Origin of the sequence: Mycobacterium sp. 1245805.9 (assembly GCF_001672915.1) — a bacterium.
Taxonomy (GTDB): Bacteria; Actinomycetota; Actinomycetes; order Mycobacteriales; family Mycobacteriaceae; genus Mycobacterium.
In genome coordinates this window covers 1-18,410 of record NZ_LZKR01000056.1, presented here as the reverse complement: position 1 = coordinate 18,410, position 18,410 = coordinate 1, and the positions used below count along the sequence as shown (strand labels likewise).

Here is an 18,410-nt window from a genome sequence, read left to right as displayed (position 1 = left end):
CACAGCACCGACAGCCCGCGGGCGGCCATCGCCGCGGCCAGATTGACCGTGACCGTGGACTTCCCGACCCCGCCCCGCCGGCCCCGCTGGGCCCGGCCGCGGGACCGCAGGCGTCGGGATCGCCCCGGCCCGGCCCGGCCGGCTAAACCACCCCGCCGCGCACGCCTAGACTCGGCGGTGATGACCACCGATCTAGCTGCCGATATCCGCACCGCCCTGGGGAAGGTGATCGACCCCGAATTGCGCCGCCCCATCACCGAACTCGGGATGGTCAAGAGCGTCGACGTCGACGCCGACGGCGGGGTGCACGTGGGGATATACCTGACCACCGCCGCCTGCCCGAAGAAGACCGAAATCACCGAGCGCGTCACCGGCGCGGTCGCCGACGTGCCCGGCACCGGCGCCGTCAAGGTCAGCCTGGACGTGATGAACGACGAGCAACGCACCGAGCTGCGCAAGCAGCTGCGCGGTGACGCCGCCGAGCCCGTCATCCCGTTCGCCCAGCCCAGCTCCCTGACCCGGGTCTACGCCGTCGCGTCCGGCAAGGGCGGGGTCGGGAAGTCCACGGTCACGGTCAATCTGGCCGCGGCGATGGCCGCCCGCGGGCTGTCGGTCGGCGTGCTGGACGCCGACATCCACGGCCACTCCATCCCGCGCATGATGGGCACCACCGACCGGCCCACCCAGGTCGAGTCGATGATCCTGCCGCCCATCGCCCACGAGGTGAAGGTCATCTCGATCGCCCAGTTCACGCAGGGCAACACCCCGGTGGTGTGGCGGGGGCCGATGCTGCACCGCGCGCTGCAGCAGTTCCTGGCCGACGTCTACTGGGGCGACCTGGACGTCCTGCTGCTCGACCTGCCCCCGGGCACCGGCGACGTCGCGATCTCGGTGGCCCAGCTGATCCCCAACGCCGAGATCCTGGTCGTGACCACCCCGCAGCTGGCCGCGGCCGAGGTCGCCGAACGTGCCGGCAGCATCGCCCTGCAGACCCGCCAGCGCATCGTCGGCGTCGTGGAGAACATGTCCGGGCTGACGCTGCCGGACGGCACCACGATGCACGTGTTCGGCGAGGGCGGCGGCCGGCAGGTCGCCGAGCGGTTGTCCCGCGCCGTCGGCGCCGACGTGCCGCTGCTGGGTCAGATCCCGCTGGACCCGTCGCTGGTCGCCGCCGGCGACGCCGGCGTCCCGGTCGTGCTGAGCGCGCCGGACTCCCCGGTCGGCAAGGAACTGCGCGGCGTGGCCGACACCCTGTCGGCGCGAAAGCGCGGTCTGGCGGGCGTGTCGCTGGGCCTGGACCCGACGCGCCACTGAGCCTTCCCGCCGCGAGGCCTTCCCGCCGCGAGCGTGCGTGTGTGTACAAAGACACGCCGCGAAATGCGTACAACTGTGCACGCTCGCGGGCTTACGGCTAGGTCGCGTCGACGTCGAACGGCGCCGGGCCCGACGGGCGGGGCTCGGGCTGCACCGGCTCGGCGGGCTTCGGGGGCGCGCCATTCACGGGCTTCATCGGCCCGTCGAAGTTCCCGGTCAAAAACGAGTCGTCGCCGTCCAGCAGGTGCTTGGTCAGCGCGGCGCGCGGGGTCATGCCGCGCAGCTTCTGCAGCTCGGACAGCGGGGCGCGCAGGTCGTCGAACTCGGGCCCGATGTCCTCGCGCAGCTGGTTGGTGACGCCGCTGAGGTAGTCGCGGGCCTGACGCAGCGCGGTCGACGTCCAGCGGATGGCGCCGGGAAGGCGCTCGGGCCCGAGGATTACCAGCCCGACCACGACGAGGACCAGGATGTGCTCCCAGCTGAGGTTGGAGAACATCGAACGCCTAATCCGGATCCGGTTTCACCGTCAGCGTGACGTGCCGGCCGTCGCGGACCACCTCCACCGGGGAGTCCTGGCCGATGGTCAGCTGCCGGACGGCGACGACGAACTCGTCGGCGTCGGCGACCTTGCGGCTGCCGACCTTGACGATCACGTCGTTCTCCAGGATCCCGCCCTTTTGCGCGGGGCTGCCCGCCTTGACGTTGGCGACCTGGGCGCCGGACGCGATCGCGTTGCTCACCGAGCGGGTGCTGACCCCGAGCGTCGGGTGCACGATCTTGCCGTCCTTGATCAGCGTCTGCGCGACCTGCTTCGCCTCGTTGATCGGGATTGCGAAGCCCAGCCCGCTCGCGCTGTCCGACAGCGACTTGCCCGCGGTGTCGATCCCGATCACCTGGGAATCCATGTCGATCAGCGGGCCACCGGAGTTGCCGTGGTTGATCGACGCGTCGGTCTGCAGGGCGTCGATGACGGTGTCGGTGTCCGAGCCCTCCCCGGACAACGGGACGGGCCGGTGCAGGGCGCTGATGATGCCGTGGGTGACGGTACTGCGCAGCCCCAGCGGCGCGCCCGCGGCGATCACCTCGTCACCGACCCGCACCTTGTCAGAGTCGCCGAGCCGGGCCACGGTCAGGTTGTCGACGTTGTCGACCTTGAGCACGGCCAGGTCGGTCTTCGGGTCGCGACCCACCAGGTTGGCGGGCACTTCCTTGCCGTCGTTGAACACCACGGTCGTCTTGAACTGGCTCGGGTTGTTCGCGGCCTCCGAGATCACGTGGTTGTTGGTCACGATGTAGCCGCGGCCGTCGATGACGACGCCGGAGCCCTGCATGCCTTCCTGGTCGCTCTTGGACTCGATGGTCACCACCGCGTTGGCGGTCGCGGCGGCCACCTTGGCGAACCGGCCCGCCGGCGACTCGCCGTTGCCGGGGGTCGCCAGGCTCACCTTCGACGTGGTGAACGCCTCGACGACCTCGGCCGTCTTGCGCCCGATGACGCCGCCGATCATGCCGATGACCAAGGCGATCAGCAGCAACACCGCCAACGCCAGGTAGGACACCTTGCGCCCGAACAGCACGTCGCGCACGCCGAGCTTGCCGGTGTAGCCCGGCACGCCCTGCGGCGGCGCCGGCGGCACCGCCGGGGTTCCCAGGGCCGCGCCGGCGGCCGGGTCGCGCCAGGGGTCTTCGGCGCCGCCGGGCTCGTCGCCGTCTTTCTCGGCCGCCAGCGCGCCGGCATCGATGGGGTGCCGCTGCAGCGTGTCCACGGTGCCGACGGGCTTGCCGAAGGCCTCCTCCAGCACCGGGTCGGCCGGTTGGTCGTGGGGCGCGAATTCGTCCTCGTCGCGGTACTTCGGCGGGCGTACGCGCTCGGCCACGAAGGAGCCCTGCTGCCCGGCGGGACGGCTGAACAACTGACGCGATGCGGGGTCGACCGGTGGCCGTGAGATGGGACGCGGCGCCAGGCGGTTGCCGCCCTGGTTTCCGCCGTCGTTACGGTCGTCGGAGGTCACGTTACCCCTTTGGATTCTCTTCTCGAGCGCTCGAGGCAGGCCGCTTAGCGGGTGCTTTCCGGCACGGCGTTTTGCTTGTCCACCCTAGTATCCACGGGTGCGGCGACTATCGGCGCTTACGCTGGTCCCGCGTATCGCGTTCGGACGTGTCGTCGTCGGCGGGGTAGTGCGGGATTTCGGACAGCAGCCCCAGCAGGTTGCTGGGGATGCGGATCGGATGCGAGTCGCGCAGCGCGGCGCGCGCCCGGCTCTGATCCTCGACCTCGGCGGCGCATTCCGGGCATAACGAGAGGTGGTGCGCGGCCCGCAGGTGCGCGTTCATCCGCAGCTCGCCGTCGACGAACGCGGCGATCGCTTCGATGGACAGGTGCTCGGTGGAGCGGAACCGGCGCGCCGCGCCGACCGGCTCGTCGCTCTGGGAGGCGAACTGGGAGGGCAGCCAGGAGAACGCGCGGCGAAACACCTCTCCCCGGTCGGCCATCACCACATCCCTTCGGGGAACTCTAAGATTTCTAAGCCGCGCATAATTCGAATGTAGCGCGAGAGGGTGGCCATTACCCCCCATTCGCAACCCCCAAAGCCGCTGGATTAGTCGCCCGGTCCTGCCAGGCTGTGGATAAGCCGCCACAGGGTCTCAAGTCAGGCGGTCTGGCGGACAGGCAGGACTCGGCTGTCGAAGTTAACGTGTGCGGAGCAGGATTTGGTTCCGTCCCAGGCAGGAGGGCATCGATGCGTCGACTGGGCATCCGCGGCTCGATTGTGCTGCTGTTGTTCTCGATCGGCGGTTTCGTCCTCACGCTGTTTCTCAACATGGAGGTGTTCAGCGGCTACGACGCCTACGGCGAGGTGCCGATTCCGGGCAGCCAAACGGTGCACCTGCCGCAAGGGCAGGTGACGGTCAGCTTCCACACCAAGGTCGCTAACACGCAGGGAGGCTTCACCGTCGGCGGCAACGACTTGCCGATTCCCCATCTCCAATTGACCATCGCGCCGCCTGCAGGCGTGGCCGAGCCCACCCTCACCGAACATTCAAGTGCCACAACGACAGACGGCGACGACGCGCACCAGCAGGTGTGGGTGGCTCAAATCCCTCAGACGGGTGATTACACGGTGAGCACCGACGGCGAGGTCGGCGGGTTCATCAGTCCGCGGCTGGCGTTCGGGCACACCAGCCCGTTCGGATATCTGCCGTGGGTGTTCGTCGGGGTGTTCGTGCTCGCGCTGCTCATGCTCATCGTGTCGATGCGTTTGGGCCGGCGCCCGGCCCAAGCCGCGCAACCGTTAATGACACCACCGCCATTCGCGGCGCCCCAGCCGTTTCAAACTCCCACGCCGCCCGACCCGCGGATGAACGAAGGTGTGCGCATCGAGCTACTGAAGACGCTGACGAACCTGCACGCGTCTGGCGGGCTGACCGACGAAGAATTCGCCGACCAGAAGCGCCGGATCCTTGGCGGCGGCCAATGATGGCTACGAACCGGTGCGGTCTTTGATGCGCTGCCTGACCACTGGCTTCCCACTCGCCAGGGCGGCCAGGCCCAAGCGCGTCGCGCTCAACGAGGGCGCGCCGTCGCCGTACTGACTTTCGTAGACCAGTTCGGAGTGCCGTAGCAGCTGCAGCGCCTCCCGCAGCGGCCTGCGCAGCTCCTTGACATATTCGAGGAGTTCAACTCGCTCGCGATACCCCGGGTTGGGATAGTAGCCACGAAACAGCCAGCCGACGAGGGCCTGTTCACCGAGGTCGTTGCCGCCGTTTGCTCCGTTCGGGCCGAATGCAGCCATGAGCTCTGCGGCCAGCTCGGCCGGCGGCGCGCCGTTCACCCAGTCAAACATGGCTCGTGCGGCGTCATTGTCGGCGATGAAGTCCTCCTACTGGCCCGGCCGGTGGCGTGTCCCGCTCAGCCCAGTCTGATTGGTCGGATGACCGGCATTGCCGCTGCTGGATGCAGCCGGAACTAGGTGGGCTGGCTGTCGGCGTGGGCGCGGTGTTCGGGGTGCGCGGCCAGGTAGTCGCGCAGCGCCTGGCGCCCGCGGTGGATGCGGCTGCGCACGGTGCCGAGCTTGACGCCCAGCGTGGCGCCGATCTCCTCGTAGGACAGGCCCTCGATGTCACACAGCACGACGGCGGCGCGGAATTCCGGCGGCAGCGAATCCAGCGCGGCCTGCAGGTCGGGCCCGAGCCGCGCGTCGTGGTAGATCTGCTCGGGGTTGGGCTCGTCGGCGGGCACCCGGTCGTAGTCCTCGGGCAGCGCCTCCATGCGGATGCGCGCGCGCCGGCGCACCATGTCGAGGAACAGGTTCGTGGTGATGCGGTGCAGCCAGCCCTCGAAGGTTCCGGGCTGGTAGTTCTGCACCGAGCGGAAAACCCGGATGAAGGTCTCCTGGGTGAGGTCCTCGGCGTCCTGCGGGTTGCCGGAGAGCCGGTAGGCCAGCCGGTACACGCGGTCGGCGTGCTGGCGCACCAGCTCGTCCCACGACGGCATCGTCGCCATGTCCCCGGTCGCGTCGAACACCGCGGTGCCCTGCAACGCGTCCGTCGTCTCCACCCATTCGTCGTCCCGGCAGTCCTGGGCGTGCGACATGGTGGTCGGGCTCAAAAGCGCTGTGGTGATTGGATCCTCCAGAAGTGGCCTGCCGTCGAAGTTCGGCAGCTCGTCGACCGCGTCAACGCGGAGTTCCCAGCGTGTATTCCCATTCCGGCGATTTGTATTCCCGGACCCCACCCCGCGTTCCATATGCTTACCGTCGCCCATCGGCGTATGCGGGGCATAGGAGCAATCTGAGGTTTGGCTGAGAAACCAGATCGTTACGAGCGTTGAGCAGGGCGAATCCGGGGACGAGTGAGCTTCGTCGCGCCTCGGGCTTTGGGCGTGTCGGGGCGGCCCGGTTTTAAGGCGCGCCTGCCGGACCGCGCGGCAAATTGGAATACGCTGCGGGCATGGACGGCACCGACGAAAAGACCCCCGCCCAGGCGGCCCCCAGTCGAGCCGAATCGCTGTGCGCGCACGCCGAGGCGTCGATCTCGGAGGACGCGCTGCTGGCGGCCGCGCGCGAACGCGCCGAGGAGATCGGCGCCGGGGCGGTGACACCCGCGGTCGGGGCGCTGCTGAGCCTGCTGACCAAGCTCAGCGGCGGCAAGGCCGTTGCGGAGGTGGGCACCGGCGCCGGCGTCAGCGGGCTGTGGTTGCTGTCGGGCATGAGCGACGACGGGGTGTTGACCACGATCGATATCGAGCCCGAGTACCTGCGCATCGCCAAGCAGGCGTTCACCGACGCCGGCATCGGGCCGTCGCGCACCCGGCTGATCGGCGGCCGCGCCCAGGAGGTGCTCACCCGGCTCGCCGACCAGTCCTATGACCTGGTGTTCATCGACGCCGACCCCATCGACCAGCCGGACTACGTCGTCGAGGGCGTGCGGCTGCTGCGCTCCGGCGGCGTCATCGTCGTGCACCGCGCGGCGCTGGGGGGGCGCGCCGGCGACCCCGCGGCACGCGACGCCGAGGTCGACGCCGTCCGCGAGGCGGCCCGGCTCATCGCCGAGGACGAACGGCTGACCCCCGCGCTGGTGCCGCTCGGCGACGGGCTGCTGGCCGCCGTCCGCGACTGAGGGCCTAGTTCGGGCTTTTGCGTGTGAATCGTGGGCGTTGCATGTGAACCCTGGGCGGAAAAATCGCCCAGATCCCGCCCGACGCGCACACTGAAAACCGCTGGCGCACAGTCAAAGCCTTGAATGCACACTCAATGCCGCTAGCGGGCTAGAAGGTCGACCTGAAGAGATTCGCCAGGCGCGCCAGCGGTTTGAGGTCGGCCCCGCTGCGCAGCTGCCGGACCGCCTCGGCGGACGGCAGGTGCCGGAGCCGACGCGCCCGCTTGAGGTGGTCGCCGCAAAAGGTCCCGACGCCCTCGGCCGCCATCACGCCCAGCGAATTTCCACCACCCCCGGGTTGAGGCATCGGATCGGAGGGGTGACGCCTGTAGTTCTTAGCCCTCTCGGCCAAGGCGGCGTCGTAGTCGGCGAATTCCACCAATCCCGCGATGTCCCGATTGAGTTCGGGGATACACCCCACGCAGAACGGTCCAACCGCCATGAGGCGATTACACCACCGCGGCATAAACAGACCGCCGCGATTTCTTTACGGATTCCTGACGGGCCGCCCCCTTGACCGCGGGCTGAACGCGCGTTTAATGTACTGAACATGCGTTCAGCCGACCTGACCGCCGCCGCCCGAATCCGAGACGCGGCCATCGAGCAGTTCGGCGAGCACGGTTTCGGCGTCGGGCTGCGCTCGATCGCCGACGCGGCCGGGGTGAGCGCGGCGCTGGTCATCCACCACTTCCGATCCAAGGACGGCCTGCGCAACGCCTGCGACGAATACATCGCCGAAGCGATCCGCGATACCAAGTCCGAGACGATCAAGTCGAACGACCCGGCCACCTGGTTCGCGCAACTGGCCGAGATCGAGGATTACGCCCCGATGATGGCCTACCTGGTGCGCAGCATGCAGACCGGCGGCGACCTGGCGAAGATGTTGTGGCTCAGGATGATTGGCAACGCCGAGGAATACCTGGAAGAGGGCGTGCGGGCCGGCACGATCAAGCCCAGCCGTGATCCGAAGGCCAGGGCCAAATATCTGGGCATCACCGGCGGCGGCAGCCTCCTGCTCTACATCCAAATGCACGACACCCCAACCGATCTGCGTGCGGTCCTGCGCGACTACGCCCGGGACATGATCCTGCCGGCCCTCGAGATCTACACCGAGGGCCTGATGGTCGACCGCACCATGTACGACGCATTCCTGGCAGCAGAAGATCAAGGAGAATCCCATGCCGACTGACAATGTGGCACCGATCGAAATCCGTGGGCTGACGAAGAACTTCGGCGCGGTGCGCGCGCTGGACGGCCTCGACCTCACGGTGCGCGAGGGCGAGGTGCACGGCTTCCTCGGGCCGAACGGGGCCGGGAAGTCGACGACCATCCGCATCCTGCTGGGCCTGGTGAAGGCCGACGGTGGAAACGTCCGGTTGCTGGGCGGCGACCCGTGGACCGACGCGGTCGACCTGCACCGCCAAATCGCCTACGTGCCGGGCGATGTGACGCTGTGGCCGTCGCTGACCGGCGGCGAGACCATCGACCTGCTGGCCCGCATGCGTGGGGGCATCGACGAGGGGCGTCGCGCCGAGCTCATCGAGCGCTTCGACCTCGACCCGCACAAGAAGGCGCGCAGCTACTCGAAGGGCAACCGGCAGAAGGTCTCCCTGATCTCCGCCTTCTCGTCGCGCGCCCGGCTGCTCCTGCTCGACGAGCCCAGCAGCGGCCTGGACCCGTTGATGGAGAACGTGTTTCAGCAGTGCGTCGCCGAGGCGCGCGACCGCGGCACGACGGTCCTGCTCTCCAGCCACATCCTGGCCGAAACGGAAGCGCTCTGCGAGCGGGTGACCATCATCCGCGCGGGCCGCACCATCGAGAGCGGCACGCTGGAGTCGATGCGCCATCTCAGCCGCACCTCGATACGGGCCGAAATGGTCGGCGACCCGGGCGATATCAGGCGGATCAAGGGCGTCGAGGACGTCAGCATCGACGGCAACACGCTGCGCGCCCAAGTCGACAGCGAGAGCCTGGGTGAGCTCATCCGCGCCCTCGGCGACGCCGGCGTGCGCAGCCTCGTCAGCCAGCCCCCGACGCTGGAGGAACTCTTCCTGCGCCACTACGACACCACGGACAAGGTCTCGGCATGAGCACCGCAACGCTGGATCGGCCCCGCCACCCGGCGCACCCGGCGCCCCGGGCCGGTTCCAATTTCTCCGGGACGCTCGGGATGTTGCGGCTTTACCTGCGCCGCGACCGGGTCTCGCTGCCGCTGTGGGTGCTGCTGCTCTCGCTGCCCCTGGCCAGCGTCTACGTCGGCAGCGTCCTGAAGGTCTACCCGACCGAAACCGCCCGCGCCGGGTTCGCGGCGTCCATTATGGCCAGCCCGGCCCAGCGCGCGCTCTACGGCCAGGTCTACAACCACAGCGTTGGCGCCGTTGGCATTTGGAAGGCCGGGATGTTCCACCTGCTGATCGCGGTGGCCGTCATCCTCACGGTGATCCGCCACACCCGCGCCGACGAGGAGACCGGCCGGACCGAACTCGTGGACTCGACCGCGGTCGGCCGGTACGCCAGCCTGAGCGCGGCCCTGCTGCTGTCCTTCGGGGCGTCGATCGCCACCGGTGCGATCGGTGCGGCGGGGTTGCTCACCACCGACATCCCGCGCGGCGGGTCGCTCGCATTCGGCGCGGCGCTGACATGCTCCGGGCTGGTCTTCACCGCGGTCGCAGCGGTGGCCGCGCAGCTGTCGCCGAGCGCCCGCGTTGCCCGCGGCACCGCGTTCGCGGTGTTGGGGACCGCGTTCACGCTGCGCGCCGTCGGCGACGCCGGGAACGGCACGCTGTCGTGGTTCTCGCCGCTGGGATGGTCGCTGCAGGTGCGGCCCTACGCGGGCGATCGCTGGTGGGTGCTGCTGTTGCACCTGGCGACGACGGCCGTGCTCACCCTGGTGGCCTACCGCCTGCTCGCGGGCCGCGACGTGGGCGCCGGGCTGATCGCCGAGCGTCCGGGCCCGGGCCGGGCCGGGCCGCGGTTGCGCGGCGTCGACGGCCTGACGTGGCGGCTCGACCGTGGCGCGCTGGTGCTGTGGACCGTGGGCCTCTGCCTGTACGGCCTTTTGATGGGCAGCGTGGTGCACGGCATCGGCGACGAGCTCGGCGACAGCACCATCGTGCGCGACATCGTCGCGCGGATGGGCGGCACCGGCGTGCTGGAAGAGGCGTTCATGGCGGTCGCCTACGCCATGATGGGCATGGTGGGCGCGGCGTTCGCTATCTCGCTCACCCTGCGCCTGCACCAGGAGGAAACGGGCCAGCGCGCCGAGTCCACACTGGCCGGCGCGGTCTCCCGAACTCACTGGCTGGCAAGCCATTTGGTGGCCGCCCTCGCCGGCTCCGCGTTCGCGATGCTGGCCAGCGGGGTGGCCGGCGGGCTCGTCTACGGCATCGCGGCCGGCGACATCGGCGGCAAGCTGGCCGTCGTGGTCGGCACCGCGGCCGTCCAGCTGCCCGCCATCTGGCTGCTCGCCGCCGTCACCGTCGCCCTGTTCGGTCTGGCCCCGCGGTTCACCCCGGTGGCGTGGGGCGTGCTGGTCTGCTTTGTCGCGATCTACCTGATCGGCGAGCTGGGCCGGTTCCCGCAGTGGCTGCTCGACCTGGAACCGTTCGCCCACACTCCGCGGGTCGGGGCCGACTTCACCGCCGCGCCGCTGCTGTGGCTGCTGGCCATCGACGTCGCGCTGATCATCTTGGGAGCCATGGCTTTTCGACGCCGTGATCTACGTTGCTAGGGAGGGAACGATCATGAAAACCACAATTCGTCTGACAGCATCCTCGATCTTCGGAACGGCCGCAACCTGCTTGATCCTGTTCGGGCCGGCGGGCACGTTCCACTACTGGCAGGCATGGGTTTTCCTGGCCGTGTTCACGGTGGCCTCGCTCGGCCCCACCATCTATCTGGCCAAGGTCAACCCGGCGGCCCTGCAGCGCCGCATGCACGCCGGCCCGCGCGCGGAAACGAGGGCGGCCCAGAAGGTCATCATCACCAGCTCGTTCCTGATCCTCTTCGTGATGATGGCGTTCAGCGCACTCGATCACCGGATGGGCTGGTCGACGGTGCCGGTGTGGCTGTGCCTGTTCGGCGACGTGCTGGTCGCGGCCGGGCTCGGCATCGCCATGCTGGTGATCATCCAAAACAGTTACGCCGCAGCCACCGTCACCGTGGAAGCGGGCCAAAAGGTCGCCTCCGACGGCGTCTACAAGCTCGTCAGGCACCCGATGTATGTCGGGAACGTCATCATGATGGTGGGCATGCCGTTGGCGCTGGGCTCGTACTGGGGGCTGCTGTTCGTCATCCCGGGCATCGCGGTGCTCGTCTTCCGCATCCTCGATGAGGAGAAGCTGCTCATCCAGGACCTGCCGGGGTACCGCGACTACGCGCAGCACGTGCGCTACCGCTTGGTGCCCAATGTGTGGTGACCGCCCTAAGGTATTGGCGTGGCGCGAAACCCGGCACCCGCCCTCGACAGGCCGTGGCGCCGTCCCGGCGCCGTCCGCTACGCGCTGACCCGGCTCCGCGGCATCGCCAGGCCCCCCATCACCGTCACCGCCGCACCCCCCGGCCTCCTCGTCGAGCGTGACGTCGACGTCCCCACCCGCGACGGGACGGTGTTGCGGATCAACGTCTACCGCGAGCCCGACGACGTGCCTCGGCCGGTGATCCTGAGCGTCCATCCCTACGGCAAGGACAACCTGCCACGGCGGCGCGGCGGGCGGTGGACGTTCTCGGTGCAGTACCGGGTCTTGCGCCAGCCGCAGCCGATCGCCTTTTCCGCGCTGACCGGGTGGGAGGCACCCGACCCCGCGTGGTGGACGGCGCACGGCTTCACCGTCGTCAACGCCGACATGCGCGGCTGCGGGCACTCCGACGGCACTGGAAACCTGCTGTCGCGCCAGGAGGCCGAGGACAGCTACGACGTCGTGCAGTGGATCGCCGACCGGCCGTGGTGCGACGGCCGCGTCGTCATGCTCGGGGTGTCCTACCTGGCCATCACGCAGTACGCCGTCGCCGCCCTGCAACCGCCCGCGCTGCGTGCGATCTGCCCGTGGGAGGGCTTCACCGACGCGTATCGTGACCTGACCTTTCCCGGCGGCGTTCGGGAAACCGGCTTCACCGGGCTGTGGTCACGCAACATCCGTCGCGACACGCGTCAGCATTACGACCTGGAGCGGATGCAGGACGGCCACCCGCTGCGCGACGAGTTCTGGCGCTCCGTGGCGCCCGACCTGTCGGCATCAGGGTCCCGATGCTGGTCTGCGCCAGCTTCTCGGACAACAACCTGCACAGCCGCGGTTCGATGCGGGCGTTCACGCGCGGCGGCTCCGCCCACGCCCGCCTCTACACCCACCGAAGCGGCAAGTGGGCGACCTTCTACTCCGAAGCCGCGCGGGCCGAACAGCTCGACTTCTTCCGCGGCGTCCTGGACGGCGCCGCCGGCTCCCGTAGCGTGCGCCTGGAAGTCCGCGAGGACCGTGACACCGTCGTCGCGGTGCGCGAGGAGGGCGACTGGCCGCTCGCCCGGACTCGTTGGCGCCCTTTATATCTCGCGGGCCCAGGGGCTCTCGCGGCGCAGCCGCCGACGGAGACCGGCGGCATCGCGTTCGACACCGCCTCCGCCGCAGCGGCCTTCAGCTGGACGGTCCCCGCCGACCTCGAGCTGACCGGCCCGATGGCGGCCCGACTGTGGGTCGAACTCGACGGCTGCGATGACGCCAATCTGTTCGTCGGCGTGGAGAAGTGGCGAGGGGGCCGGTTCGTCGGTTTCGAGGGGTCGTACGGGTACGGCCGCGACCGGGTGACCACCGGGTGGCAGCGGGTCGCGCTGCGCGCGCTCGACCCCGAACTCTCGCGGCCATGGGAACCCGTCCCTAGATGCGCCGCGCCGCAGCCGGTTCCCGCCGGCGAAGTGGTGGCCGTCGACGTCGCGCTGGGCCCCTCGGCGACGCTGTTCCGCGCGGGCGAGCAGCTGCGGCTGGCGGTCGCCGGGCGCTGGTTGAGCCCGACCAACCCGCTGACCGGTCAGATGCCCGCGGCGTATCAGGGCTCACCGCGCGGTCGCGTCACCCTGCACTGGGGCCCGGACCACGACGCGCACCTGCTGATCCCGGAGATCCCCTAAGCGGCCGACGGCCCCCGCGCCGTCGCCGAGCGTGAAGCCACGGCGAAGATTTCGAATTTTTTGCACCGTGGCTTCACGCTCGGCGTGGGGCTACCAACAAGCCGCGCTAAATCCAGACGCCCTTGCCCACCGCGACCACGCCGCCGGCGCTGATCGCGAAGCGCTCGCGGTCCTTCTCCAGATCGACCCCGACCATCTCGCCGGGTCCGACGACGACGTTCTTGTCCAGGATCGCGTGCCGCACCACCGCGCCGCGGCCGACGCGGGCGCCGGGCATGATCACGCTGCCCTCGACGATCGCGCCGTCGTCGACCACGACGTTGGACGACAGCACCGAATTGCGCACGGACGCCGCCGAGATGATGCTGCCGGCGCCCACGACCGACTCCTGGGCCGAGCCGCCGTTGACGAACTTGGCCGGCGCCAGGTTCTCCGATTCGCCGCGAATCGGCCAGCGCTTGTTGTACAGGTTGAACACCGGGTGCACCGAGACCAGGTCCATGTGCGCGTCGTAGAACGCGTCCAGCGTCCCGACGTCGCGCCAGTATCCGCGGTCGCGGTCGGTGGCGCCGGGCACCTCGTTGTCGGAGAAGTCGTACACCGCGGCGATCCCGTCCTCCACCAACCGCGGGATGATGTCGCCGCCCATGTCGTGATCGGAGTGGTCGTCGTCGGCGTCGGCGCGGATCGCGTCGATCAGCACCTTGGTGGTGAAGATGTAGTTGCCCATGGAGGCGAACGTCGTCTCCGGGTCGTCGGGGGTGCCCGGCGGCTCGAGCGGCTTCTCCACGAAGTTGCGGATCCGGCCGGAATCGTCGGCGTCGATGCAGCCGAAGGCGCTGGCGTCGGCGCGCGGCACCCGGATGCCGGCCACCGTCGCGCCGGCGCCGCTGTCGATGTGGAACTGGACCATCTGCTCGGGGTCCATGCGGTACACGTGGTCGGCGCCGAAAACGACTATGTAGTCGGGGTCTTCGTCGTAGATCAGGTTGAGGGACTGATAGATCGCGTCGGCGGAGCCGGTGTACCAGCGCGGGCCGAGGCGTTGCTGCGCGGGTACCGGGGTGATGTACTCGCCGGCCAGGCCGGACAGCCGCCAGTTCTGCGAAATGTGACGGTCAAGTGAATGCGACTTGTATTGCGTGAGAACACATATTCTCAAGTAGCGGGCATTGACCAGGTTGGAGAGCACGAAATCGATCAGCCGGTAGGCGCCCCCGAAGGGAACGGCGGGTTTGGCCCGGTCGGCGGTCAGAGGGTACAACCGCTTACCCTCCCCGCCGGCCAGGACAATTCCCAGCACGTGTGGCGCTTCCCTCATGGCTACAAACTATCGGCCCCCGCCAACCGCTGCCAGGGGGCGCGCGCTATTGGCCGCACCCTGACGGGCTGTCCGTCAATGGTTTTGGCTCCGCGGGCCCCCGGATCCGCGGCCCGAGATGCGGGCGGGCCCGCCGCCGAACTACGGTGCGGGTATGCGGGTGGCGATGATGACTCGGGAGTACCCACCGGAGGTCTACGGCGGAGCCGGGGTACACGTCACCGAACTCGTCGCCCAGCTGCGCCGGCTGTGCGCGGTCGACGTGCACTGCATCGGCGCACCCCGTCCGGACGCCTTCGCGCAGCAGCCCGACCCGCGCATCCACGGCGCCAACCCGGCGCTGTCGACGTTGTCCGCCGACCTGATGATGGCCAACGCCGCGTCGGCGGCCAGCGTCGTGCACTCGCACACCTGGTACACCGGGCTGGCCGGGCACCTGACCGCGCTGCTCTACGACATTCCCCACGTGTTGACCGCGCATTCGCTCGAGCCGCTGCGGCCGTGGAAGGCCGAACAGCTCGGCGGCGGCTACCGGGTGTCGACGTGGGTGGAGCGGACCGCGGTGCAGGGCGCCGACGCCGTCATCGCGGTCAGCTCCGCGATGCGCGAGGACATCCTGCGCGTCTACTCGTCGCTGGATCCGAGCCTGGTGCACGTCGTGCGCAACGGCGTCGACACAGGCGTCTGGTATCCGGCCGGCCCGGCGGAGAGCGGCTCGGTGCTGGCCGAACTCGGCGTCGACCCGGCGCGGCCCATGGTGGCGTTCGTGGGTCGGATCACCCGGCAGAAGGGCGTCGCGCACCTAGTGGCGGCCGCGCACCGGTTCAGCCCCGGGGTGCAGTTGGTGCTGTGCGCCGGCGCCCCCGATACGCCGGAGCTGGCCGAGGAGGTCCGGGCCGCCGTCGCCGAACTGGCCCACGAGCGCGACGGGGTGTTCTGGATCCGCGAAATGCTCCCCATCGGGGAACTACGCGAAATACTTTCGGCGGCAACAGTTTTCGTGTGTCCGTCGGTGTACGAGCCGTTGGGCATCGTGAACCTGGAGGCGATGGCCTGCGCGACGCCGGTGGTGGCTTCCGACGTGGGCGGGATCCCCGAGGTGGTCTCGGACGGGGTGACCGGGTCGCTGGTGCACTTTGACGCCGACAACCCGGCCGCCTTCCGGTCCGGCCTCGCCACGGCAGTCAATGAGTTGGTGGCCGATCCCGACAAGGCCAAGCGCTATGGCGAGGCGGGACGCCAGCGGTGCGTCGAGGACTTCTCATGGGCACAGGTCGCGGAGCAGACGCTGGAGATCTACCGGAAGGTGTGCGCGTAAAGGCGCCTTAGCTGGTTACGCCCTTGAGTTCGTCACCCAGGGCGGCGGCTTCGTCGGGTGTCAGCTCCACGACCAGCCGACCGCCGCCCTCGAGCGGTACCCGCATAACGATGCCGCGCCCCTCCTTGGTCGCTTCCAAAGGACCGTCTCCGGTACGGGGCTTCATCGCCGCCATCGAGTGCTCCCTCCAGATTCGAGCTGGTCCGGCTTCGCGGACCTGGTCGGCGCCGAGCATGCCCCGCCAGTGGATTTCCAGCCATACCCGACTTTGAAATGCATCGACTGCCAAATCACGCCTCTATTGTTCCCTATTCGGGTCGGCAGTGGCACAAAGACCCGCTTGTGAAGCCTGATCAGCCCCTCAAACTGGCGTCGCGGGCACCCAGCAACCGCGAATATGGTCATCGACCATGCCGGTCGCCTGCATCAGCGCATAGGCGGTGGTGGGCCCGACGAAGCGGAATCCGCGTCGTTTCAGTTCCTTGGCCATCGCCTTCGATTCGGCGGTGGCCGACGGGATTTCCGACGCGTCGGCCGGGCGGGGGCGCGGTGCCGGCGCGAATGACCACAGCAGCTTGGACAGGTCCTCGGCGGATCCCAGCTCGGCGGCGGCGCGCGCGTTGGCGATCGTCGCGTCGATCTTGGCGCGGTTGCGCACGATTCCCTCGTCGGCCATCAGCCGCTGCACGTCGGCGTCGGTGTAGCCGGCGACCGTCTCGATGTCGAACCCGGCGAAGGCCCGCCGGAAGTTCTCCCGTTTGCGCAGGATGATCAGCCAGGACAGGCCGCTCTGGAAGGCCTCCAGGCTCATCCGTTCGAACAGCGCCACCCCGTCGTGTACGACGCGGCCCCATTCCTGGTCGTGGTAGTCGCGGTAAATGTCGGTGCCATCCGCCCACGAACAGCGGATTCGGCCGTCTTCGCTCACATCTTGTCCTGACGATCCTCGGCGTCGTTAGGTTCCGCGTTATCGTTCGGTCTGGACGCCTCGACCGCCGCCAGCTGGCCCCGCAGTGCCTCGAGTTCGCGGGCGAGCCGGTCCAGCACCCAGTCCACCTCGCTGGTCTTGTATCCCCGCAGCACCTGGGTGAACTTGACGGCGTCGACGTCGGCGCCGGTGACGCCGTAGGCGGGCAACACCGTCGCCGTCGTCCCGCGGGGCAGTGGCGGCAACTGCTCGCCGCGACCGAACAGCAGGCTGGCCGCGCCGAACAGCACGACCGCCACCAGCACCAGCACCACCAGGTACAGCAACACCAACGCCACGTCGTCGATATTGCCCTATGGCACCGACAACGCGGCGCTCAGCGTGGCCGCAGGGCGTTCATCGGTGGCCGGTCGTCCAGCGAGACCGGCGAGGTGCGCGCGGTGTAGCCGTGACCGTCGGAGCCGTCGGCGAAGAACTGGGTCAGCCCGATCCCGGAGTCGGGGATCCCGCACCGCGACAGCAGCGTCGCGATGACCTGGCGGCTCATCGCGCCGAGCTCGGCGAGCGGCCGGTTGCGGTGCGCCCGGACGCCGAGGTTGACCTGGGCGATGGCGTCCAGGCCCAACCGTTCGTAGGTGTCCACCAGCAGCCCGATCTCCACGCCGTAGCCCGGCGCGAACGGCAGCGAGGTCAGCAGCTCCCGGCTGGCCGCGTACTCGCCGCCCAGCGGCTGCAGGATGCAGCTCAGCTCCGGGCGCAGCGCCGCCAGCAGCGGCCGCGCCACCAGTTCGGTCACCCGCCCGCCGCCCCCGTCGGCGCCGTGCAGCGGGCGCCGGTAGAAGCTCTTCACCAGGTGAATGCCGTCGCCGGTGAGCAGCGGGGCCACCAGCCAGGGCACGAACATCGGGTGCGGGTTGATCAGGTCGGAGTCGACGAAAACGACGATGTCGCCGCTGGTGGCCGCGAGCGAGCGCCACAGCGCTTCGCCCTTGCCCGGCCGCACGGGCACCTCCGGCAACGCCTGTTCGCGGCTGACGACGCGGGCGCCGGCGGCGATGGCGCGGATCTCGGTGTCGTCCGTCGAACCGGAATCCAGCACGATCAGCTCGTCGACCAGGCCTCCAGAATCCCGGACCAGCGGCGAGATGCTGTCGATCACCGACTCGATGGTGGCTTCCTCGTTGAGGGCCGGCAGCACCACCGAGATGGTCCGGCCGGCCTTCGCCTCTTCCAGCTGGCGGACCGTCCGGCCGCGGCGGCTCCAGCTGCGGTCGGCCAGCCAGATGTCCCCCGGCCGCGCGGCGAGGACGCCCTCGCGGGCGAGGTCCACAAGCTCCGTCATGCCAGCCCCCTTACCGTGCGCGCGGGCGGGCGTATCCCCTGGATCGAGGACACCATCTCCAGCACCCGGCGGGTGGCCTCGACCTGATGCACCCGGAACATGCGCACACCGGCCGACGCCGCCAGCGCGGTGGCCGCCAGCGTCCCCTCCAGCCGCTCGGTCAGTTCCACACCCAAAGTCTCCCCGACGAAGTCCTTGTTACTCAAAGCCATCAGGACGGGCCATCCGGTGTTAACAAGTTCGCCTGCGTGTCGCAACAAAAGCAGCCCGTGGAAGGTGTTTTTGCCGAAATCGTGGGCCGGGTCGATCAGCACCCGGTCGCGGGCCACCGACCCCTGATCATGGCGATCGTCAACCGCACCCCGGACTCGTTCTACGACCGGGGCGCGACCTTTCGGGACGAGGCCGCGC

General features: G+C 69.3%; 20 protein-coding genes and 2 pseudogenes. 9 read left to right on the top strand and 13 right to left on the bottom strand.

The genetic code is table 11. The features are described from left to right. A pseudogene (locus tag A9X00_RS30675) lies at positions 1 to 77 on the bottom strand (P-loop NTPase); the annotation flags it as partial. A 103-nt stretch (positions 78 to 180) separates the two neighbouring features. On the opposite strand from A9X00_RS30675, the gene A9X00_RS08830 reads away from it, so the two are divergent. Further along, the gene (locus A9X00_RS08830) at positions 181 to 1,314 is read left to right on the top strand and encodes an Mrp/NBP35 family ATP-binding protein (protein ID WP_067152029.1); all 1,134 of its coding nucleotides are present in this window, start codon (positions 181 to 183) and stop codon (positions 1,312 to 1,314) included. 97 nt (positions 1,315 to 1,411) lie between these two features. Here the strand turns inward: A9X00_RS08830 and tatB are convergent, their stop codons facing one another. From tatB to rseA, 3 genes are all read right to left on the bottom strand, one after another. Then, entirely contained in the window at positions 1,412 to 1,810 is a 399-nt protein-coding gene (gene tatB, locus A9X00_RS08825) for a Sec-independent protein translocase protein TatB (protein ID WP_067152027.1), read from the bottom strand. A gap of 7 nt (positions 1,811 to 1,817) precedes the next feature. After that, positions 1,818 to 3,326 (bottom strand): S1C family serine protease, encoded by a 1,509-nt coding sequence (locus tag A9X00_RS08820; RefSeq protein ID WP_067152023.1) that lies wholly within the window; start codon positions 3,324 to 3,326, stop codon positions 1,818 to 1,820. Between the two features lie 106 nt (positions 3,327 to 3,432). After that, the gene (rseA, locus tag A9X00_RS08815) at positions 3,433 to 3,807 is read right to left on the bottom strand and encodes an anti-sigma E factor RseA (protein ID WP_067152037.1); all 375 of its coding nucleotides are present in this window, start codon (positions 3,805 to 3,807) and stop codon (positions 3,433 to 3,435) included. A 248-nt stretch (positions 3,808 to 4,055) separates the two neighbouring features. Here rseA and A9X00_RS08810 point away from each other — a divergent pair, with 248 nt between their 5' ends. Beyond that, on the top strand, positions 4,056 to 4,793 hold the full coding sequence (locus A9X00_RS08810) for an SHOCT domain-containing protein (protein ID WP_067152022.1): 738 nt from the start codon (positions 4,056 to 4,058) through the stop codon (positions 4,791 to 4,793). Positions 4,794 to 4,796: 3 nt separating this feature from the next. Here A9X00_RS08810 and A9X00_RS08805 read toward each other — a convergent pair whose 3' ends face one another. Beyond that, positions 4,797 to 5,159: a hypothetical protein gene (locus A9X00_RS08805; RefSeq protein WP_067152020.1), complete on the bottom strand. Its 363-nt coding sequence runs from the start codon at positions 5,157 to 5,159 to the stop codon at positions 4,797 to 4,799. A gap of 122 nt (positions 5,160 to 5,281) precedes the next feature. After that, entirely contained in the window at positions 5,282 to 6,061 is a 780-nt protein-coding gene (sigE, locus tag A9X00_RS08800) for an RNA polymerase sigma factor SigE (protein ID WP_067152035.1), read from the bottom strand. A gap of 203 nt (positions 6,062 to 6,264) precedes the next feature. Here sigE and A9X00_RS08795 point away from each other — a divergent pair, with 203 nt between their 5' ends. Then, the gene (locus A9X00_RS08795; RefSeq protein ID WP_067152018.1) at positions 6,265 to 6,933 is read left to right on the top strand and encodes an O-methyltransferase; all 669 of its coding nucleotides are present in this window, start codon (positions 6,265 to 6,267) and stop codon (positions 6,931 to 6,933) included. 148 nt (positions 6,934 to 7,081) lie between these two features. Here the strand turns inward: A9X00_RS08795 and A9X00_RS08790 are convergent, their stop codons facing one another. Then, positions 7,082 to 7,414 carry a hypothetical protein gene (locus A9X00_RS08790; RefSeq protein WP_067152016.1) on the bottom strand — a complete coding sequence of 111 codons (333 nt, stop codon included), beginning with the start codon at positions 7,412 to 7,414 and terminating at the stop codon, positions 7,082 to 7,084. A 108-nt stretch (positions 7,415 to 7,522) separates the two neighbouring features. Between A9X00_RS08790 and A9X00_RS08785 the strand changes: the two genes are divergently transcribed. The 5 genes and pseudogenes from A9X00_RS08785 to A9X00_RS08765 all read left to right on the top strand — a co-directional run bounded on the left by A9X00_RS08785 (position 7,523) and on the right by A9X00_RS08765 (position 13,090). Continuing rightward, positions 7,523 to 8,161, top strand: coding sequence for a TetR/AcrR family transcriptional regulator (locus A9X00_RS08785; RefSeq protein WP_067152014.1), 639 nt, complete (start codon positions 7,523 to 7,525; stop codon positions 8,159 to 8,161). Then, positions 8,151 to 9,062: an ABC transporter ATP-binding protein gene (locus A9X00_RS08780; protein ID WP_067152013.1), complete on the top strand. Its 912-nt coding sequence runs from the start codon at positions 8,151 to 8,153 to the stop codon at positions 9,060 to 9,062. Before A9X00_RS08785 ends, A9X00_RS08780 begins: the two co-directional genes overlap by 11 nt. Next, positions 9,059 to 10,702: an ABC transporter permease gene (locus tag A9X00_RS08775; RefSeq protein WP_156772001.1), complete on the top strand. Its 1,644-nt coding sequence runs from the start codon at positions 9,059 to 9,061 to the stop codon at positions 10,700 to 10,702. The genes A9X00_RS08780 and A9X00_RS08775 overlap by 4 nt, the downstream gene beginning before the upstream one ends. A 13-nt stretch (positions 10,703 to 10,715) precedes the next feature. Beyond that, on the top strand, positions 10,716 to 11,390 hold the full coding sequence (locus tag A9X00_RS08770) for an isoprenylcysteine carboxylmethyltransferase family protein (RefSeq protein ID WP_067152010.1): 675 nt from the start codon (positions 10,716 to 10,718) through the stop codon (positions 11,388 to 11,390). An 18-nt stretch (positions 11,391 to 11,408) separates the two neighbouring features. Then, positions 11,409 to 13,090 (top strand): annotated as a pseudogene (locus tag A9X00_RS08765) (CocE/NonD family hydrolase). A gap of 106 nt (positions 13,091 to 13,196) precedes the next feature. On the opposite strand, the gene glgC reads toward A9X00_RS08765, so the two are convergent. Next, positions 13,197 to 14,411 (bottom strand): glucose-1-phosphate adenylyltransferase, encoded by a 1,215-nt coding sequence (gene glgC / locus A9X00_RS08760; protein WP_067152008.1) that lies wholly within the window; start codon positions 14,409 to 14,411, stop codon positions 13,197 to 13,199. Positions 14,412 to 14,565: 154 nt separating this feature from the next. Between glgC and glgA the strand changes: the two genes are divergently transcribed. After that, a complete protein-coding gene (gene glgA, locus A9X00_RS08755) occupies positions 14,566 to 15,729 on the top strand; it encodes a glycogen synthase (protein WP_067152031.1) in 1,164 nt (387 codons plus the stop codon). A 7-nt stretch (positions 15,730 to 15,736) separates the two neighbouring features. Here glgA and A9X00_RS08750 read toward each other — a convergent pair whose 3' ends face one another. From A9X00_RS08750 to A9X00_RS08730, 5 genes are all read right to left on the bottom strand, one after another. Further along, positions 15,737 to 15,904, bottom strand: a complete 168-nt coding sequence (locus A9X00_RS08750) for a DUF3117 domain-containing protein (protein WP_003406247.1) — start codon at positions 15,902 to 15,904, stop codon at positions 15,737 to 15,739. Between the two features lie 186 nt (positions 15,905 to 16,090). After that, positions 16,091 to 16,657, bottom strand: coding sequence for a DNA-3-methyladenine glycosylase I (locus A9X00_RS08745; protein WP_067152006.1), 567 nt, complete (start codon positions 16,655 to 16,657; stop codon positions 16,091 to 16,093). Then, positions 16,654 to 16,995, bottom strand: coding sequence for a DivIVA domain-containing protein (locus A9X00_RS08740; RefSeq protein ID WP_067152004.1), 342 nt, complete (start codon positions 16,993 to 16,995; stop codon positions 16,654 to 16,656). The genes A9X00_RS08745 and A9X00_RS08740 overlap by 4 nt, the downstream gene beginning before the upstream one ends. 38 nt (positions 16,996 to 17,033) lie before the next feature. Further along, the gene (locus A9X00_RS08735) at positions 17,034 to 17,999 is read right to left on the bottom strand and encodes a glucosyl-3-phosphoglycerate synthase (RefSeq protein ID WP_067152002.1); all 966 of its coding nucleotides are present in this window, start codon (positions 17,997 to 17,999) and stop codon (positions 17,034 to 17,036) included. Continuing rightward, a partial coding sequence (locus tag A9X00_RS08730; protein ID WP_369830733.1) for a dihydropteroate synthase occupies positions 17,996 to 18,410 on the bottom strand: 415 nt, incomplete at its 5' end. The genes A9X00_RS08735 and A9X00_RS08730, both read right to left, overlap by 4 nt.

Bases quoted from the DNA above. Each gene is read 5' to 3' on its own strand.
- A9X00_RS08830 (WP_067152029.1), top strand. From the start codon at position 181: ATGACCACCGATCTAGCTGCCGATATCCGCACCGCCCTGGGGAAGGTG.
- tatB (WP_067152027.1), bottom strand. From the start codon at position 1,810: ATGTTCTCCAACCTCAGCTGGGAGCACATCCTGGTCCTCGTCGTGGTC.
- rseA (WP_067152037.1), bottom strand. From the start codon at position 3,807: ATGGCCGACCGGGGAGAGGTGTTTCGCCGCGCGTTCTCCTGGCTGCCC.
- A9X00_RS08810 (WP_067152022.1), top strand. From the start codon at position 4,056: ATGCGTCGACTGGGCATCCGCGGCTCGATTGTGCTGCTGTTGTTCTCG.
- A9X00_RS08805 (WP_067152020.1), bottom strand. From the start codon at position 5,159: ATGTTTGACTGGGTGAACGGCGCGCCGCCGGCCGAGCTGGCCGCAGAG.
- sigE (WP_067152035.1), bottom strand. From the start codon at position 6,061: ATGGAACGCGGGGTGGGGTCCGGGAATACAAATCGCCGGAATGGGAAT.
- A9X00_RS08795 (WP_067152018.1), top strand. From the start codon at position 6,265: ATGGACGGCACCGACGAAAAGACCCCCGCCCAGGCGGCCCCCAGTCGA.
- A9X00_RS08790 (WP_067152016.1), bottom strand. From the start codon at position 7,414: ATGGCGGTTGGACCGTTCTGCGTGGGGTGTATCCCCGAACTCAATCGG.
- A9X00_RS08785 (WP_067152014.1), top strand. From the start codon at position 7,523: ATGCGTTCAGCCGACCTGACCGCCGCCGCCCGAATCCGAGACGCGGCC.
- A9X00_RS08780 (WP_067152013.1), top strand. From the start codon at position 8,151: ATGCCGACTGACAATGTGGCACCGATCGAAATCCGTGGGCTGACGAAG.
- A9X00_RS08775 (WP_156772001.1), top strand. From the start codon at position 9,059: ATGAGCACCGCAACGCTGGATCGGCCCCGCCACCCGGCGCACCCGGCG.
- A9X00_RS08770 (WP_067152010.1), top strand. From the start codon at position 10,716: ATGAAAACCACAATTCGTCTGACAGCATCCTCGATCTTCGGAACGGCC.
- glgC (WP_067152008.1), bottom strand. From the start codon at position 14,411: ATGAGGGAAGCGCCACACGTGCTGGGAATTGTCCTGGCCGGCGGGGAG.
- glgA (WP_067152031.1), top strand. From the start codon at position 14,566: ATGCGGGTGGCGATGATGACTCGGGAGTACCCACCGGAGGTCTACGGC.
- A9X00_RS08750 (WP_003406247.1), bottom strand. From the start codon at position 15,904: ATGGCGGCGATGAAGCCCCGTACCGGAGACGGTCCTTTGGAAGCGACC.
- A9X00_RS08735 (WP_067152002.1), bottom strand. From the start codon at position 17,999: ATGACGGAGCTTGTGGACCTCGCCCGCGAGGGCGTCCTCGCCGCGCGG.